The 17,012-nt window shown below is 72.0% G+C and carries 15 protein-coding genes; 7 read left to right on the forward strand and 8 right to left on the reverse strand.

Annotated elements, in window-relative coordinates; genetic code table 11:
* The 8 genes from AX018_RS13320 to AX018_RS13355 all read right to left on the reverse strand — a co-directional run.
* Positions 1-536: isocitrate/isopropylmalate family dehydrogenase (locus AX018_RS13320; protein ID WP_245951545.1), on the reverse strand; the 536-nt coding region annotated here is incomplete at its 3' end.
* 23 nt (positions 537-559) lie between these two features.
* Positions 560-2,179 carry an ABC transporter ATP-binding protein gene (locus AX018_RS13325; RefSeq protein ID WP_111877773.1) on the reverse strand — a complete coding sequence of 540 codons (1,620 nt, stop codon included), beginning with the start codon at positions 2,177-2,179 and terminating at the stop codon, positions 560-562.
* Positions 2,179-3,081 (reverse strand): ABC transporter permease, encoded by a 903-nt coding sequence (locus tag AX018_RS13330; protein WP_111877774.1) that lies wholly within the window; start codon positions 3,079-3,081, stop codon positions 2,179-2,181. The genes AX018_RS13325 and AX018_RS13330 overlap by 1 nt, the downstream gene beginning before the upstream one ends.
* A gap of 30 nt (positions 3,082-3,111) precedes the next feature.
* Entirely contained in the window at positions 3,112-4,068 is a 957-nt protein-coding gene (locus AX018_RS13335) for an ABC transporter permease (RefSeq protein ID WP_111877775.1), read from the reverse strand.
* 292 nt (positions 4,069-4,360) lie between these two features.
* Positions 4,361-5,980 carry an ABC transporter substrate-binding protein gene (locus tag AX018_RS13340; RefSeq protein ID WP_111877776.1) on the reverse strand — a complete coding sequence of 540 codons (1,620 nt, stop codon included), beginning with the start codon at positions 5,978-5,980 and terminating at the stop codon, positions 4,361-4,363.
* A gap of 80 nt (positions 5,981-6,060) precedes the next feature.
* Positions 6,061-7,350, reverse strand: a complete 1,290-nt coding sequence (locus AX018_RS13345) for an NAD(P)/FAD-dependent oxidoreductase (RefSeq protein WP_111877777.1) — start codon at positions 7,348-7,350, stop codon at positions 6,061-6,063.
* A gap of 46 nt (positions 7,351-7,396) precedes the next feature.
* The gene (locus AX018_RS13350; protein WP_111877778.1) at positions 7,397-8,062 is read right to left on the reverse strand and encodes a haloacid dehalogenase type II; all 666 of its coding nucleotides are present in this window, start codon (positions 8,060-8,062) and stop codon (positions 7,397-7,399) included.
* Between the two features lie 226 nt (positions 8,063-8,288).
* Positions 8,289-9,770, reverse strand: coding sequence for an aldehyde dehydrogenase family protein (locus tag AX018_RS13355; protein WP_111877875.1), 1,482 nt, complete (start codon positions 9,768-9,770; stop codon positions 8,289-8,291).
* A 250-nt stretch (positions 9,771-10,020) separates the two neighbouring features.
* On the opposite strand from AX018_RS13355, the gene AX018_RS13360 reads away from it, so the two are divergent.
* From AX018_RS13360 to AX018_RS13390, 7 genes are all read left to right on the forward strand, one after another.
* The gene (locus tag AX018_RS13360) at positions 10,021-10,914 is read left to right on the forward strand and encodes a GNAT family N-acetyltransferase (RefSeq protein ID WP_111877779.1); all 894 of its coding nucleotides are present in this window, start codon (positions 10,021-10,023) and stop codon (positions 10,912-10,914) included.
* A 23-nt stretch (positions 10,915-10,937) separates the two neighbouring features.
* Positions 10,938-11,876, forward strand: coding sequence for a 2-hydroxyacid dehydrogenase (locus AX018_RS13365; RefSeq protein ID WP_111877780.1), 939 nt, complete (start codon positions 10,938-10,940; stop codon positions 11,874-11,876).
* 165 nt (positions 11,877-12,041) lie between these two features.
* The gene (locus AX018_RS13370) at positions 12,042-13,445 is read left to right on the forward strand and encodes an aspartate aminotransferase family protein (protein ID WP_111877781.1); all 1,404 of its coding nucleotides are present in this window, start codon (positions 12,042-12,044) and stop codon (positions 13,443-13,445) included.
* A gap of 69 nt (positions 13,446-13,514) precedes the next feature.
* Positions 13,515-14,009 carry an Lrp/AsnC family transcriptional regulator gene (locus AX018_RS13375; RefSeq protein ID WP_111877782.1) on the forward strand — a complete coding sequence of 165 codons (495 nt, stop codon included), beginning with the start codon at positions 13,515-13,517 and terminating at the stop codon, positions 14,007-14,009.
* Positions 14,010-14,031: 22 nt separating this feature from the next.
* Entirely contained in the window at positions 14,032-14,409 is a 378-nt protein-coding gene (locus AX018_RS13380) for a (2Fe-2S)-binding protein (protein WP_111877783.1), read from the forward strand.
* Positions 14,406-15,806 (forward strand): FAD/NAD(P)-dependent oxidoreductase, encoded by a 1,401-nt coding sequence (locus AX018_RS13385; protein WP_111877784.1) that lies wholly within the window; start codon positions 14,406-14,408, stop codon positions 15,804-15,806. The genes AX018_RS13380 and AX018_RS13385 overlap by 4 nt, the downstream gene beginning before the upstream one ends.
* Positions 15,803-16,945 (forward strand): NAD(P)/FAD-dependent oxidoreductase, encoded by a 1,143-nt coding sequence (locus tag AX018_RS13390; RefSeq protein ID WP_111877785.1) that lies wholly within the window; start codon positions 15,803-15,805, stop codon positions 16,943-16,945. Before AX018_RS13385 ends, AX018_RS13390 begins: the two co-directional genes overlap by 4 nt.
* Positions 16,946-17,012: the final 67 nt, after the last annotated feature.

Here is a 17,012-nt window from a genome sequence, read left to right on the forward strand (position 1 = left end):
TGCGCCAGGTCGAACGCGAACTTCAAGAGCCGCTCGGCGCCCTTGCGCGAATACACCGACTCCTGGATCACGATCTCCCGCTCCGTGCCCTCGTACATGATGCCGCCCAGCGAGGTGTACTCGCCCTCGGTGTTCTCGCGCACCACGTAGTAATCGATGTCCCCGGGCTTGCGGCCCGCCAGCGGGCAGGGCACGCCCTCGAAGAGGCGCACGGGCCGCAGGTTGATGTACTGGTCGAACTCGCGGCGGAACTTCAGCAGCGAGCCCCACAGCGAGACGTGGTCCGGCACGGTGGCCGGCCAGCCCACGGCACCGAAGAAGAGCGCGTCCATGCCCTTGAGCTGTTCCTTCCAGTCGTCCGGCATCATCTGCCCGTGCGCCGCGTAGTAGTCGCAGCTCGCCCACTCGAAGGTGTGCAGCTCCAGCGCGAAGCCGAAGCGCCCGGCCGCCGCCTGGATCGCCCGCAGGCCCTCGGGCATGACTTCCTTGCCGATGCCGTCTCCGGGCAGTACGGCGATGCGGAACGTGGTTTCCATGGTTCTCTCCTCCAGTCGATCGTTCATGCGGCCCGGGCGAGCGCGTCCTGCTCCTCCAGCCAGCCCTGGCGCAGCTCGGGCACGGAGCGCGCGAGCAGTTCGTAGTACGGGTGGTGCGGGCCCCGGTCGAAGTCGGCGCGGGCCACCTGCGCGAGCTTTCGCCCGTGCTGCATGACGACGATCTCGTCGCACACGGCGCGCACGGTGTGCAGGTCGTGGCTGATGAAGAGGTACGACACGCCCAGGTCGCGGCGCAGCTCGGCCATGAGGTCGAGCACGGCCGCGCCCACCACGGTGTCGAGCGCGGAGGTGACCTCGTCGCAGAGGATCAGGTCGGGGTCGGCCGCGAGCGCGCGCGCGAGGTTCACGCGCTGCTTCTGCCCGCCCGAAAGCCCGCCGGGCAGCCGGCCGGCCACGGTGTGCGGCAGCTTCACGAGGTCGAGCAGCTCGTGGATGCGGCGCTGCAGCGCGGGGCCGCGCAGGCCCTTGTAGAACTGCAGCGGGCGCGCCAGGATGCGCTCGATGGTGTGCGACGGGTTGAGCGCCGTGTCGGCCATCTGGAAGACGATCTGGATGCGGCGCAGCTCCTCGCGCTCGCGCTCGCCCAGCGTGGGCCGCAGCTCGCGCCCGTTGAAGACCACGGTGCCGGCGTGCGCGGGGATCAGCCCCGCGATGGCGCGCGCGAGCGTGGTCTTGCCCGAGCCCGATTCGCCGATGACGCCGATGGCCTGGCCACGCCGCACGGTGAGGCTCACGTCCTCCAGGATCAGCGTGGCGGGCCGGCCCTGCGCGTCCTTGGGGCCGTAGCCGGCCGAGAGGTGGCGCACGTCGAGCAGCACGCTGCCCTCCTCGCCCGCCCCGCCCTCGCGCGGCGCGGGGCGCGCGGCGGCCAGCAGGCTGCGGGTGTAGGGGTGCGCGGGCGCGGCCAGGATGCGCGGCGTGGTGTCCAGCTCCTGCATCTGGCCGCCCCGCAGCACCAGGATGTGGTCGGCCATCTGCGCCACCACGGCCAGGTCGTGGCTCACGTAGACGGCGGTGGCGCGGCGCTCGCGCACCACGCGGCGGAAGGCGCGCAGCACCTCGATCTGCGTGGTCACGTCCAGCGCCGTGGTGGGCTCGTCGAGGATGACGAGGTCCGGGTCGGTGATGAGCGCCATCGCCGCCATGATGCGCTGCAGCTGCCCGCCCGAGACCTGGTGCGGATAGCGGCCGCCGATGGTTTCGGGATCGGGCAGCGCGAGTTCGCGAAAGAGCTGCACGGCCTTGGCCTCGGCCTCGGCGCGGGGCAGCGTGGCGTGGATGCGCGCGGGCTCCACCACCTGGTCCATGAGGGTGCGCGAGGGGTTGAACGAGGCCGCCGCGCTCTGCGCGATGTAGGCCACGGTGCGCCCGCGCAGCGCGCGCTGGCCGGCCGGCGGCAGGCCCAGCACGTCTACGTCGCCGATGCGCACGCCGCCGCCCGCGATGGTGCAGCCGTGGCGCGCATGGCCCATGAGCGCGAGGGCCGTGGTGGTCTTGCCGGAGCCGGACTCGCCGATGAGCGCCAGCACCTCGCCGGGCTCGATCTCGAAGCTCACGCGATCGACCAGTGTCTGGTCGCCGGCGGTGACGTGCAGGCCTTGGACGATGACGGATGCACCCATCAGCGGGCTCCTCTCTCGCGGGCGGCGCGGCCCGGCAGGTGGTCGATGACCAGGTTGACGGCGATGGTCAGGCTGGCGATGGCGATGGCCGGCGCGATCACCGCGGCGCCGCCCTCGGGCAGCGCGCCGATGTTCTCGCGCACGAGCGATCCCCAGTCGGCCTCTGGCGGCTGGATCCCCAGGCCCAGGAAGCTCAGGCCCGCGAGCAGCAGCACCACGTAGACGAAGCGCAGGCCCAGGTCGGCCAGCATGGGGCCGATGATGTTGGGGAGGATCTCGCGCAGCATCACGTAGAGCGTGCCCTCGCCGCGCGTGCGCGCCACGGTCACGTAGTCGAGCGCGTTGATGTTCACGGCCAGCGAGCGCGCGATGCGGTAGGCGCCCGGCACATAGATGACGGCGGCGGTGGCCACCAGCATGGCGACCGAGGAGCCGAAACCGGCCACCATGATGAGCGCGAACATCTTGCTGGGGATGGCGGTGAGCGTGTCCAGCACGCGGCTGAGCACCGCATCGAGCATGCCGCCCACGGAGGCGGCCAGCAGCGCCAGCATGGTGCCGGTGCCGCTCGCGATGAGCGTGGCGAGCAGGGCCACGCCCACCGTGTAGCGCGCGCCGTTCACCACGCGCGCCAGCATGTCGCGGCCCAGGTAGTCGGTGCCCAGCCAGTGGGTGGCGCTGATGGAGGCGAACACGTCGGTGCCGCCGCCCGAGGCGGTGGGCGTGGCGCCCAGCAGCATCGGCCCGAAGAGCGCGGCCAGCATCCAGAACAGCAGCACGGCCAGCGCGAGCAGGCCCATCGGGCCCAGGTCGCCGAGCCACCGGAGCGCGCGGCCGGCAACGCCCCGGGGCGCCGTGGCCGCCCCGGGGGGCGCGGCGGGAGAAGAAGTGGCGGATTCCATCGGAGGGCTCCTTGTCGCGGGGGCGGGCGTTCAGCGGTGGCGCAGGCGCGGGTTGGCGACGATGCCGCACAGGTCGGCCAGCGTCACGAGGATCAGGTAGCCGGCGCAGAAGATCATCGCGCAGGCCTGCACCAGCGGCATGTCGCGCTGGGTGACGCCATCGACCATGAGCTTGGCGATGCCGGGGTAGTTGAAGATGGTCTCGATGATGATCACGCCGCCCAGCAGGTAGGAGAGCGACAGCGCCACCGCGTTGGCGATGGGGCCCACGGCGTTGGGCAGCGCGTGCGCCATCACCGTGCGCAGGGGCGATGCGCCCTTGAGCCGCACCATCTCGATGTAGGGCGCCTCCAATTGGTCGATGACGGCCGCGCGCGACATGCGCAGCATCTGCGCCACGATCACGCAGCACAGGCTCAGCACCGGCATGGCGAAGGCGCGCAGCATCTGGCCCACCGATTCGATGTCGTTCACGTACGAGAGCGCGGGCAGCCAGCGCAGTTGCACCGCGAACACCAGCACCGCGAGCGTGGCCACGAGGAATTCGGGCACCGACACCACGGCCACCGCGCCGGTGGAGACGATGCGGTCGAACCACGAGCCGCGCCACACCGCCGAGGCGATGCCCAGCGCGAGCGCGATGGGCACCGAGAAGATCGCCGTCACCGCCGCGAGCAGCAGCGAATTGGGCAGCCGGCTCGCGATCAGCTCACCCACGGGCATCTGCGTGGTCGCCGAGATGCCCAGGTCGCCGCGCGCCACGCCGCCCAGCCAGCGCACGTAGCGCAGCGGCGCGGGCACGTCCAGCCCCATCTGCGCGCGCAGCGCGGCCAGCGCCTCGGGCGTGGCGTCCTGCCCGAGCTGCTCCTGCGCGGCATCGCCGGGCAGCACGGCCGTGATGGCGAACACGATCGCCGACACCGCGAGCAGCGACAGCAGCGCGAGCAGCACGCGCTGCGCCAGGAGCTTGAGGATCACACGGTTCATGAAGGGCCCATATCCGTATCAGTTGTCCATGAAGACTGTCTCTGCCATCCGCGCGCGCGGCACATGATGCCCGCACGGCGCCACCCGTCCGACGGCCGCGGAGCAGGCCATGCCAGCGGACGCCGTGGAACCGGCTTTGCCGGTCCGCCGGCGTCGCCCCCCTTCCCGGCGAAGCCGAGAGAAGGGGCTGAGGGCCGCGGCTCCAAGCCTGCCTGCGCAGGCTTGGACGTGCCCGAAGGGCTGACGCCTCCGGCGTCCGCGCCGAGCGGCGCAGCCGCTCAGGGGGTTGTCGTCAACCCTCCAGCCACACGTGTTCGGCGAACGAGTAGCCCATGAGCCCGCCCAGCGGAATCGGCGAGAGGCCCTTGAGCTTGGTCGAATGCCCGTCGATGCTGGCGAGGAACAGCGGGATGCCGATGCCCGCCTCCTGGTGGATCATGGTCTGCATGTCGGCGTACATCTGCTTGCGCTTGGCCTGGTCGGTCTCGGCGCGCGAGGACAGCAGGAGCTGGTCGAACTGCGCGCTCTTCCAGCGCGATTCGTTCCAGGTCGCGTCGGACTTGAAGAACTGCGTGAGCAGCGTGTCGGCGCTGGGGCGCGGGTTGACGTTGCCGAAACCCACGGGGCTGTTCAGCCAGTGGTTGGACCAGTAGCCGTCGGCCGGCATGCGCTTGACGTCCAGGTCCAGCCCGATGCGCTGGGCCGACTGCTGCAGCAGCAGCGCGATCTCGGTGGAATACATCGCGGCCGGCGAGGTGACCACCGGGATCTTGCCCGTGACGCCCGACTTCTGCAGGTGGAACTTGGCCTTCTCGGGGTCGAACACGCGCTGCGGCAAGCCGGCGAAGTAGAAGCGGTTGGTGGGGTCGATGGGCTGGTCGTTGCCCAGCACCGCGTAGTCGAGCGCGATGGTCTTCTTCATCTGCTCGCGGTCGAAGAGGTACTTCATCGCCAGGATGAAGTCGGGGTTGGCGCCCGGGCCCATGTCCTTGCGCAGGATCAGGTCGGAGTACTGGCCCGACTGCGTGGTGAAGATCGCATAGCCGGGCGTGCCCTTCACGCGCGCCACGGCGCGCGGGTTCACCGAGGCCACGAGGTCCATGCCGCCCGAGAGCAGCGCGTTCACGCGCGCCGACTCGTCGCCGATGCCCACGAACTCGATCTCGTCCAGGTAGGGCTTGCCGGGCTTCCAGTAGGCCTCGTTGCGCACCACCAGCGAGCGCACGCCGGGCTTGAACTCCTTGAGCTTGTAGGGGCCGGTGCCGATGCCGGCGTTGAAGTCGGTGGTGCCGTCCTTGACGATGTGGAAGTGGAAGGTGCCCAGGATCACGGGCAGGTCGGCATTGGGCGCCGACAGCACGATGGTCACCTCGCCGGGGCCCGAGCCCTTCACGCTCTCGATCTGGTCGGCCAGCACCTTGGCCTTGGAGGCCGTGGCCGGGTCCTTGTGGCGCATGATCGAGAACACCACGTCCTCGGGCGCGAGCGGCTTGCCGTCGTGGAAGACCACGCCCTTGCGCAGCTTGAGCACCCAGGTCTTGGCGTCGGCCGTGGAGAACGACTCGGCCAGCGCGGGCTGCGGCGTGAGGCTGCCGTCCAGCACGAAAAGGCCGTTGTAGAGCATGGTGCCGCGCGAATAATCGGTCTGGTTGGACTGCTTGGCCGGGTCCAGCGTGTCGGTGGCCGCCGCCGTGGCGCCCGCCACGCGGATGCGCCCTCCCCGTCGGGGCGTCTGCGCGTGCGCGCTCACCGCCATCGTGGCCAGGCCGCCGGCCAGCGAGGCCTGCATGCCGCCGGCCAGGAACATGGCCAGCACGTCGCGGCGCGAGGCGCCTCGCCGCAGGGACTCCATCACGCGCTGGCTTTCGGCGGGGCCGACGAGACGGTCGAGCTGGGTGGTTTTTTCGCTCATGGTGGGACTCCTGTGTGACCTGAAAGGATAGGAACGATGGGAGGGGTGGAGGGAGAGGGAAACCCGGGAGACGCCGGCCGCTAGCCGAGCCGGTCCTTGAGCCGGTAGTAAAGGCCCACGGCCGGCAGGAACCACGGCGGGCCGAAGTGCCCCGGGATGGCCGGCCATTCGCGGCCCCGCCAGGGGTTGGCGGCGGCGTTGCCGGCCATCACGTCGGCCATGCACTGGCCCATGTGGACGGACATCTGGGTGCCGTGGCCGCTGTAGCCCAGCGCGTAGAAGAGGCCGTCCCGCTCGCCGGCGTGCGGCAGGCGGTCCTGCGTCATGTCCACGAGGCCGCCCCAGCAGTGGTCGATGCGCACCTGCCCCAGTTGCGGGAAGGTCTGCGCGAGCCCGGCGCGCAGGATCTCGCCGCTGGCCGCGTCCTGCTGCGGGCTGGAGATCGCGAACTTCGCGCGGCCGCCGAACACCAGCCGGTGGTCGGCCGTGAGGCGGAAGTAATGGTGGATGTTGGCGATGGTCACGTAGGTGCGCCGCCCGGCCAGCAGGGCCTGCGCGCGCTCCGCGCCCAGCGGCTCGGTGACCACGATGAAGCTGCCGATGGGCACGATGCGCCGGCGCAGCCAGCCGAAGGTGCCGTAGCCGCCGTGGCGCGAGGCACCCGTGGCCAGCAGCACCTGCTTCGCATCGACCGGGCCGCGCGCCGTGTGCACGCGGTGCGCCTGGCCCTGCAGGCGCTCGATCCGGTCCACGCGGGTGGCCAGGTGGATCTGCGCGCCGTGGCGCGCGGCGGCCGCCGCCAAGCCCTGCGCGAAGCGGCCCATGTGCATCTGGCCGCTGCGCTTGTAGAGCAGGCCGCCCACGAAGCGGTCGCTCTGCACCTCGTCGGCCACGCGGGCGGCACCCCACACCTCCACGTCGGTGTCCACGCCATCGGCCACGAGCCGCTCGGCGCTGCGGCGCAGCGCGTCCAGGTGCTGCGGGCGCGTGGCCAGCTTGAGCTTTCCGTGGCGCAGGAAGTCGCAGTCGATGGCCTCCTCGCGCACCAGCCGCTCCACCGTGTCCACCGCGGCGTCGTAGGCGTGGTACCAGGCGCGGGCCTGCGCCACGCCGACGCGGGCGGCCACGTCGGCATAGTCCACGGCGAGGCCGTTGTTCACGTGGCCGCCGTTGCGGCCCGAGGCCTCGGGCGCCACGGTGGCGCCGGCCTCAAGCACCGCCACGCGGGCGCCGCGCCGGGCCAACGCATGCGCCGCCGAGAGGCCCGTGAAGCCGCCGCCCACGATGGCCACGTCCACCCGCTCGGGCAGGTCGTGCGCGGGCAGGGCCAGCGGGGGCGCCGAATCGAGCCAGTAGGAATCGAGCTTCATGGTGGAGTGGGCGGGGGTTGCGGGCGGGGCCGGTGGGCGGCGGGAATCAGAGGCCGACGACGCCGGGCAGGCCGCCGATGTCCTGGATTTCCACGTAGCGGTAGGCCGGGTTGCCGGGGCCGTGGCCGCGGTTCACGAAGACCTTGTTCACGATGCCCATGTCGTCGGCCGACATCAGGTCGTAGCGCAGGCTGGAGGAGACGTGCAGCACGTCCTCGGGGTTGCAGCCCAGCGAGTCGAGCATGAACTCGAAGGCCTTGAGACGCGGCTTGTAGGCCTGGGCCATCTGCGCGGTGTAGACGCGGTGGAACGGCGCGCCCAGCATCGCCACGTTGCGGTGGATCTGGTCGTCCGAGGCGTTGGAGAGGATCACCAGCGGGATCTCCTTGGCCACCTTGGCGAGGCCGGCGGGCACGTCGGCGTGCGGGTCCCAGGTGGGCACGGCGTCGTAGTAGCGCTGGGCCTCGTGGTCGAAGTACTGCAGGTTCCACTTCTTGCACAGCCGGCGCACGGCGTTCTTCAGCACCTGCTCGTAGGGCTGCCAGTCGCCCAGCACCTCGTCGAAGCGGTAGGCCGTGAAGTCGGTGATGAACTGCTCCATGCGATCGGCCGGCACGCGGTCGGCGAAGATCTCGCGGGTCATCTCCCCCATGCGGAAGCGCGTGAGCGTGCCGTAGCAGTCGAAGGTGATGTACTTGGGACGGAAGGTCATGGTCTCGGTTCCTGAAAGGGCTCTCTCGGGTTCTGCCGGTCGCCGACCGGGGCGGGCCGCCGGGCCTTATGCGCCCTTTGCGACAGTGTCATTACGAAGTGATTGAAGCACGCGGTTTCACGGTCGTCATAGGGAAATACAGGGGTGCGGCGCATGGAAGTTGCGGTTGCGGGGGCCTTCGCGGCATGCTGTGCGGTGCGCACCGCATGCGTGCGGAACTGCACCGTTAGTGCGCCGCAGCAAAGTCGATGAGCACGCTTTTGAAGCGCAGGTTCGCCTCCACCGCCTGGCGCCCCAGGTCCTTGCCGATGCCCGACTGGTGGTAGCCGCCCGTGGGGATCACGAAGTCGGCGCTGCGCCCGTAGCGGTTGATCCACACCGTGCCGGCGGAGATGCCGCGCATGGCGCGCAGCGCGCGGCCGATGTCGGCGGTGTGCACGCCGGCCGCGAGGCCGTAGTGCTCGTGCGCGGCCAGCTGCAGGCCCTCTTCCTCGGTGTCGAAGGTCTGCACCGTGAGCACCGGCCCGAAGATCTCCTCGCGCACGGCCGCGTGCTGCGGGCCCACGCCCTCGATCAGCGTGGGCTGGAAGTAGGCGCCGCCCGGGCCGCCGTCGTAGAGGCCGCCGCCGCAGCGCACCTGCCCGCCCGCGTCGCGCGTGCGCTCCACGATGTCCAGGATGCGCTGCGCCTGCTGCGCCGAGATGATGGGCGGCAGCGTGGCGGCGCCGTCCCAGGTGGCGCCGGGCACGTGGGCCGCGAAGCGCGCGGCGATGCGCTCCAGCAGCGCCTCGGCGATGCCGCGCTGCACGATGAGGCGCGAGCCCGCCACGCACACCTGGCCCGCGTTGCCGGTGATGGCGCCGGCCAGGATGCCCGCGAGCCGGTCGAGGTCGGGCGCGTCGTCGAAGACCAGCTGCGGGCTCTTGCCGCCCAGCTCCAGCGTGGCGGGCTTGGGGCCGTGCAGCGCGCAGGCCGACATGATGGCCGCGCCGGTGCGCGTGGAGCCCGTGAAGGTCATCTTGGCGACGAGCGGGTGGCGCGTGAGCGCATCGCCCGTGGTGCGGCCGTCGCCCTGCACCACGTTGAAGAGGCCGGGCGGCACGCCCGCGTGGATGGCCAGCTCGGCCAGCCGCACGGCGGTGAAGGGCGTCATCTCCGAGGGCTTGAGCACCACGGCATTGCCGGCGGCGAGGGCCGCGCCCACCTTCCACGACATCATCACCAGCGGGAAATTCCAGGGCGTGATGGCGCCCACCACACCGTAGGGCTCGGCCACCACCATGCCCAGGTGGTCGTGGCGCGTGGCGGCCACCTCGCCGCCGAGCTTGTCGGCGTATTCGGCGAAGAAGCGCAGGCCCTCGGCGGTGAAGGGCACGTCCCACGCGGCGGCATCGCGCACGGGGCGCGTGGAGCACACGGCCTCCAGCGGCGCCAGGCGCTGCGCGTCGGCCTCGATCAGGTCGGCCCAGCGGCGCAGCACGCGCGCGCGTTCCCGGGGTGCGCGGCGCGCCCAGTCGCTGGTGCGCCACGCGCGCCAGGCGTCCTGCACGGCGGCGTCCACCGTGGCGGCGTCGGCCAGCGGCAGCTCGGCATGGAGCTGCGCGTCCGAGGGGCGCAGCACGCCGATGCGGCCGGCGTCCGCGACGAGGCGCCCGCCGATGAAATGGCCCGAGGGCACGGCGATCTGCCGGGGGTCGAAAAGAGACATGGTGTGGGGCCGCACGAAAACCGTGCACGGCATCGCTCGAAAGGTGATGGACAGTCCATGACGATGCTAGGCAACATGCCCCGGCATTTGTGCCCATAACGGGCGATGCCGCCGCAGCGAATTGCAAAACCGCCCCGCCCCGCAGACGAAGCTTGCAAGTTGCGGGCAAACCCTCACGGCGCACTGGCACGGTGCGCGGATGTCGTCCAAGATAAGTGCCAGTCACCGCTCGCGCCAAAGGACCCCGCCCATGCTCCCTACCCCTTCGCTCGCCGCCGGCACCACCGCCGACGACGGCGTGCTGATCCGCCCCATGACCGATGCCGACCTGACGCAGGCCCATGCGCTGTCGGCCGAACTGCGCTGGCCGCACCGGCCCGCCGACTGGGCGCAGATGTTCGCGCACGCGCAGGGCCTGGTGGCCGAGCGCGACGGACAGGTCATCGCCACCGCGCTGCGCTGGCTCTGGGGCGAGCGGCACGCCACCATCGGCCTCGTGATCGTCACGCCCGCCTGCCAGGGCCGGCGCATCGGCCACCGCCTCATGAACGCGCTGCTGGAGGGCCTGGAGAACCACACCGTGCTGCTGCACGCCACGGCCGAGGGCCGGGGCCTGTACGAGCGCCTGGGCTTCGTGCGCACGGGCGAGATCCGCCAGCACCAGGGCACGGCCCAGCCCACGCCGCTCATTGCGCTGGAGCCCGGCTGGCGCCTGCGCCCCGCCGGCCTGAACGAGGCCGCCGCGCTGCGCCGGCTCGACGCCGAGGCGCGCGGCATGCCGCGCGACGCGCTCGTGGACGACCTGCTGGACGCCGCCCAGGCCTGCGTGGTGCTGGTGGACCAGGACGCCACGCCGCGCGGCTTCGCCATGCTGCGCCGCTTCGGCCGGGGCCATGCCATCGGCCCCGTGGTGGCCCCCGGCGTGGAAGGCGCGAAGGCGCTCATCGCGCACCTCGCGGGCCTGAACGCCGGGCACTTCACGCGCATCGACATCGATTTCGACAGCGGCCTCGCCGAATGGCTGGAAGGCATCGGCCTGCTGCGCGTGGACGCGCCCACCACCATGGTGCGCGGCGCACCGCTGCCCGAACCCGGCGAGGGCGGCGCCCGCCTCTTCGCGATCGTGACCCAGGCCGTCGCCTGAAACGTCCCCCGGAAAACAGCGCCATGCCCTCCCCCACGACCTTCCTCTACAAATCCGACCCCGTGCGCGGCCGCCTGTGGGCCGAGGTGTTCCGCGAACGCGCGCCGGAGATCGACTTCCGCATCTGGCCCGACACGGGCGATCCGGAGCGCGTGCGCTTCCTCGCGGCCTGGGAGCCGCCGGCGAACCTCGCCACGGGCTTCCCCCAGCTCCAGGTGCTGTTCTCCTCCGGCGCGGGCGTGGACCAGTTCGACTTCTCGGCGCTGCCCGCGCACCTGCCCGTGGTGCGCATGGTGGAGCCCGGCATCGTGCGCGGCATGGTCGAGTACACCTGCCATGCCGTGCTCGACCTGCACCGCGACATGCCGCAGTACCGCCGCCAGCAGCAGCGCGGCGAATGGCGCGCCCTGCCCGTGCGCACCGCGGACGAATGCCGCGTGGGCGTGCTCGGCCTGGGCTCGCTGGGGCAGGCGGCGCTCGCCCAGCTCGCGGGCCTGGGCTTCGCGTGCGCCGGCTGGAGCCGCTCGCGCCACGCCATCGCGGGCGTGCAGTGCTTCGCGGGCGAGGACGAGCTGCCCGCCTTCCTCGCGCGCACCGACATCCTCGTGTGCCTGCTGCCGCTCACCGATGCCACGCGCGGCTTCCTGAACGCCGGGCTCTTCGCCCGCCTGCCGCACGGCGCCCAGCTGGTGCACGTGGGGCGCGGGCCGCAGCTCGTGGACACCGACCTGCTGGCCGCGCTCGCCACCGGCCAGATCGCCGAGGCCGTGCTGGACGTGACCGACCCCGAACCCCTGCCCCCCTCGCACGCCTTCTGGCGCCATCCGAACGTGCGCCTCACGCCGCACATCGCGAGCATGACCCAGCCGCGCACGGCCGCCGCCGCGGTGATCGACAACCTGCGCCGCTTCGCGGCCGGCGAGCCCATGGAAGGGCTCGTGGACCGCACGCGGGGCTATTGACCCCCCACCGCATGCTCCGCACGATCTGCCGTCCACGCCCCCACAACCGCAGCCTGCTGCGCGCGGGGTCGCCAAAGCGGCACCACGGATGCGGCACGCGGCCCTAAGCTGACCCCATCGACCGCCCCCCCTCTTTTTCCGTCCCGCCCGGAGAAGCCCCACGCCATGAACCAGCTCGCCGACCTTTCCTCGCTCGCCTCGCTCGACGCCATCGACCGGGCGCACCTCATCCACCCCGTGTCGCCCTGGCGCACGCACGAGGAGCGCGGCCCCACGGTGCTCTCGTCCGGGCGCGGCGCCTGGCTCACCGACGCGAAGGGCCAGGAGCTGCTCGACGCCTTCGCCGGCCTGTGGTGCGTGAACGTGGGCTACGGCCAGGAAAGCGTGGTGCAGGCCGCGGCCGAGCAGATGCGCCGCCTGCCCTACGCCACGGGCTACTTCCACTTCAGCAGCGAGCCGGCCATCCGCCTGGCCGAGAAGCTGGTGCAGATCACGCCGCGCTCGCTCAACCACGTGTACCTCACGCTGGGCGGCTCGGAGTCGGTGGACGCGGCCGTGCGCTTCATCGTGCAGTACTACAACAACACGGGCCGGCCGTCCAAGAAGCACTTCATCGCGCTGGAGCGCGGCTACCACGGCTCCTCCTCCACGGGCGCGGGCCTCACGGCGCTGCCGGTGTTCCACCGCGGCTTCGACCTGCCCCTGCCCACGCAGCACTACATCCCCTCGCCCAACCCCTACCGGCACGCGGCGGGCGCAAATCCCGAGGCGCTGATCGCCGCCTCGGTGGCCGACCTGCGCGCCAAGGTGGCCGAGCTGGGCGCGGACAACGTGGCCGCCTTCTTCTGCGAGCCCATCCAGGGCTCGGGCGGCGTGATCATCCCGCCCCAGGGCTGGCTCAAGGCCATGCAGCAGGCCGCCCACGAACTGGACATCCTCTTCGTGGTGGACGAGGTCATCACCGGCTTCGGCCGCACCGGCCCGATGTTCGCCTGCGAGGCCGAGGGCGTGGAGCCCGACCTGATGACCATGGCCAAGGGCCTCACGGCCGGCTATGTGCCCATGGGCGCCACGCTCATGAGCGACAAGGTCTATGCCGGCATCGCCGACGGCGCGCCCAAGGGCGCGCCCATCGGCCATGGCGCCACCTATTCCGCCCACCCGGTGAGCGCGGCGGTGGCGCTCGAAGTGCTGCGGCTCTATGGCGAAGGCGGCATCCTCGCCAACGGCCAGCGCGGCGCCGCGCACTTCGCGACCGGCCTGGACGCGCTGCGCGACCACCCGCTGGTGGGCGACGCGCGCCACCGCGGCCTGCTGGGCGCGCTGGAGCTGGTGAGCAGCAAATCGTCCAAGCGCGGCTTCGACCCCGCGCTGGGCCTGGCCGACCGCATCTTCGCGGCCGGCTACCGCAACGGCCTCGTGTTCCGCTCCTTCGGCGACCAGATCCTGGGCTTCGCGCCGGCGCTGGTCTTCACCGAGTCCGAGTTCGCGCTGCTCTTCGAGCGCCTGCGCAAGACGCTGGACGAGGTGCTGGACATGGCCGACGTGCGGAAAGTCCTCGCGGACTGAGGTGGCGCACGCCGCGAACCCGGCCGCCGCGCGCACACTGCAAGCCTGTTTCTTGCTAGCGATTCCGCCATGAACGAAGCCTTCAAGATCGACCGCCTGGACCTGCGCATCCTCGCGCAACTGCAGAAGAACGGGCGCATGACCAACGTGGACCTGGCCGACGCGGTGGGCCTCTCGCCCAGCCCCTGCCTGATCCGCGTCAAGCGCCTGGAGCAGGCCGGCTACATCGCCGGCTACGGCGCCTACCTGCGGCTGGAGAAGCTCGGCGACACGCTCACCGTGTTCACCGAGGTCACGCTCTCGGACCACCGGCGCGAGGACTTCGCGCGCTTCGAGGCCGCGCTGCGCGAGGTGGACGAGGTGCTCGAATGCCACCTGGTGAGCGGCGGCTACGACTACCTGCTGCGCTTCATCACGCGCGGCGTGAACCACTACCAGGAAGTGATCGAGGACCTGCTGGAGCGCAACATCGGCATCGCCAAGTACTTCAGCTACATCGTCATCAAGTCGCCGTTCATCAAGACCCACTGCCCCATCGAGCGGCTGTTCCCCCACCAGCGCTGAGGCCCCCACGCCCCTCTCCCCCATGGCCGACACCCTCCCCCACCCGCCGGCGCGCTTCGTGCGGCTGGCCGAAACCGACCGGCCGACGATCGCCCTGCGCATCGACGGCGCGCCCACCACGGCGCTGGCCGGCGACACCCTGCTCACGGCCCTGCTGCAGCACGGCCGCCGCGTGCGCGACAGCGAGTTCGGCGACGGGCCGCGCGCGGGCTTCTGCCTCATGGGCGCCTGCCAGGACTGCTGGGTATGGACGCCGGAGGGTGCCCGCCTGCGCGCCTGCTCCACGCCCGCGGAGGACGGCATGCAGGTGCTCACGCGCCCGCCGGCCGGCCACTGGCCCATGACGCCGGACCTGCGCGCCTCGCTCGCGCGCCGGGGCACGGCGGAGGCCTCGCCATGAGCGGCGCCACGGCTGCGCGCATCGTCATCGTGGGCACCGGCCCGGCCGGCGTGCGCGCGGCCCAGGCCGTGGTGCAGGCGGGCCTGCGCCCCACCGTGGTGGACGAGGGCCGCCGCGACGGCGGGCAGATCTACCGCCGCCAGCCCGAGGGCTTCAAGCGCCCCTACGCCAAGCTCTACGGCACCGAGGCCGCCAAGGCCGAGGCGCTGCACCGCGATTTCGACGCGCTGCGCGCCCAGGTCGATTACCTGCCCGAGACGCTCGCCTGGAACGTCACCGCGGGCGAGCTGCACGTGGCGCGGGGCGGCACGCCGCGCACCCTGCCCTTCGACGCGCTCATCGTCTGCTCGGGCGCCACCGACCGGCTCATGCCCGTGCCGGGCTGGCACCGCGCGGGCTGCTACAGCCTGGGCGCCGCGCAGATCGCGCTCAAAAGCCAGGCCTGCGCGATCGGCTCGCAGGTGGTGTTCCTCGGCAGCGGGCCGCTGCTGTACCTGGTGGCCTCGCAATACCACCAGGCCGGCGCGCGCGTGGCCGCCGTGCTCGACACCTCGCCCGCCTCCCGCGCCTGGAGCGCCCTGGGCGGCCTGCTCGCGCGCCCGCGCCTCGCGCTGCGCGGCATGGCCCTCATGGGCCAGTTGCGGCGCGCGGGCATCCCCCTGCTGCAGGGCGTGGAGCCCGTGGCCATCGACGGCGACGACGCGCTCGGCGTGCAGGGCGTCACGGTGCGCGACACGCGCGGCCGCGCGCACCGCTTTGCCTGCGACACCGTGGGCCTGGGCTGGCACCTGCGCGCCGAGACACAACTGGCCGACCTCGCGCGCTGCGATTTCGCCTTCGAGCCCGTGAGCCGCCAGTGGCTGCCGCGCATCGACGAAGACGGCCGCGCCAGCACGCCCGGCGTGTACCTGGCGGGCGACGGCGCGCGCATCCTGGGCGCCGACGGGGCCGAGGCCGCGGGCCGCCTCGCCGCGCTGGCCGCGCTCGCCGACCTCTCCAACGACCCGGGCCGCGACCGCTACACCGCCGAGGCCCCCGCGCTGCGCCGCACCCTGCACACCATGGACCGCTTCCGCGAGGGGCTGGCGCGCGCCTTCCCGTGGCCCCACCCCCAGGCCGCCCGCCTGCCCAACGAGGCCGTCGTCTGCCGCTGCGAGGCCGTCACCGCCGGCGAGCTGCGCCGCTGCGTGGCCGAGATGGACAGCCGCGAGGTGAACCGCGCCAAGGCCTTCAGCCGCGTGGGCATGGGCCGCTGCCAGGGGCGCTTTTGCGGCCATGCCGCCGCCGAGATCGTCGCCCATGCCTGCCACATCCCCGTCGAACAGGTGGGCCGCCTGCGCTCGCAGGCGCCCGTCAAGCCCCTGATGATGAACACGAGCGAGGTCGCCCAGCCATGACCACCGGCCCCACCGCGAACCACAGCGACGTGCTGGTGCTGGGCGGCGGCCTCATGGGCACCACCACCGCCTTCTTCCTGCGCCGGCACGGCCTCTCCGTGACCCTGCTGGAGCGCGAACTGGTCGGCCGGCAGGCCAGCGGCACCAACTTCGGCAACGTGCGCCGCCAGGGCCGCGCGCTGCACCAGATGCCGCTGGCCAACCGCGCCCGCGCCGTCTGGGGCCGCGTGCGCGAACTGCTCGGCGAAGACCTGGAGTTCGTGCCCTACGGCCACCTGCGCGTCTGCTACACCGAGGCCCAGGCCGCCGTGATCGAGCAGCACGCGCGCGACGTAAAGCCCCTGGGGCTCGACCTGGAGATCCTCACCGCCGCCCAGCTGCGCGAGCGTTGGGGCATCTTCGCGCCGAACGTGGTGGCGGGCTCCCTCTCGCCCCAGGACGGCCACGCCAACCCGCGCCTGGCCGGCCCCGCCTTCGCGCGCGCCGCGCGCCGCGCCGGCGCCCGCATCGTCGAGCACGCCGAGGTGCTGCGCGTGGAGCACGGCGGCGAAGGCTTCACCGCCCACACGGCCGACGGCCGCAGCTTCCGCGCGCCGCAGATGCTGGTCGCCTGCGGCGCCTGGTCCAACCGCATGGCCGGGCAGTTCGGCGAGCCCGTGCCGCTGGAGTCCCGCGGCCCGCAGATGGGCGTGACCGAGCCCCTGCCCTACGCGATCGGCCCCTCCATCGGGCTCTCGTCGCCCATCGAGCACGAGGGCCTGTATTTCCGCCAGATCACGCGGGGCAACATCGTCTTCGGCGGCGGCCTCAAGGGGCCGGCGCATGCGGATCACATCCGGGCGTATGTGAAGCCGGACAACATCCTGCGGCAGATGCGGGAGCTGCGGCGCTTCGTTCCTGCCTTCGCGAACGTGCAGCTCATCCGCGTGTGGAGCGGGATCGAGGGGTACACGGGGGATTGGCAGCCGGTGATGGGGCCGAGCGCGCGGGTGCCGGGGTTGCACTATGCGTTCGGGTTCAATGGGGAGGGGTTTGCGATCAGTCCGGGGGTGGGGGAGACGATGGCGGAGTTGCTGGCGACCGGGCGGACTGATATTCCGCTGGAGGCTTATGCGATTGGGAGGTTTGCGGGGGGGTGAGCTTTTTGGGGGGTGTCGGCGGGTTTGCTGGGTTTTTTGCTATTGTTTTTGTAGTTGCTGGTTGGTT

Source organism: Paracidovorax anthurii (assembly GCF_003269065.1).
Classification (GTDB): Bacteria; Pseudomonadota; Gammaproteobacteria; order Burkholderiales; family Burkholderiaceae_C; genus Paracidovorax; species Paracidovorax anthurii.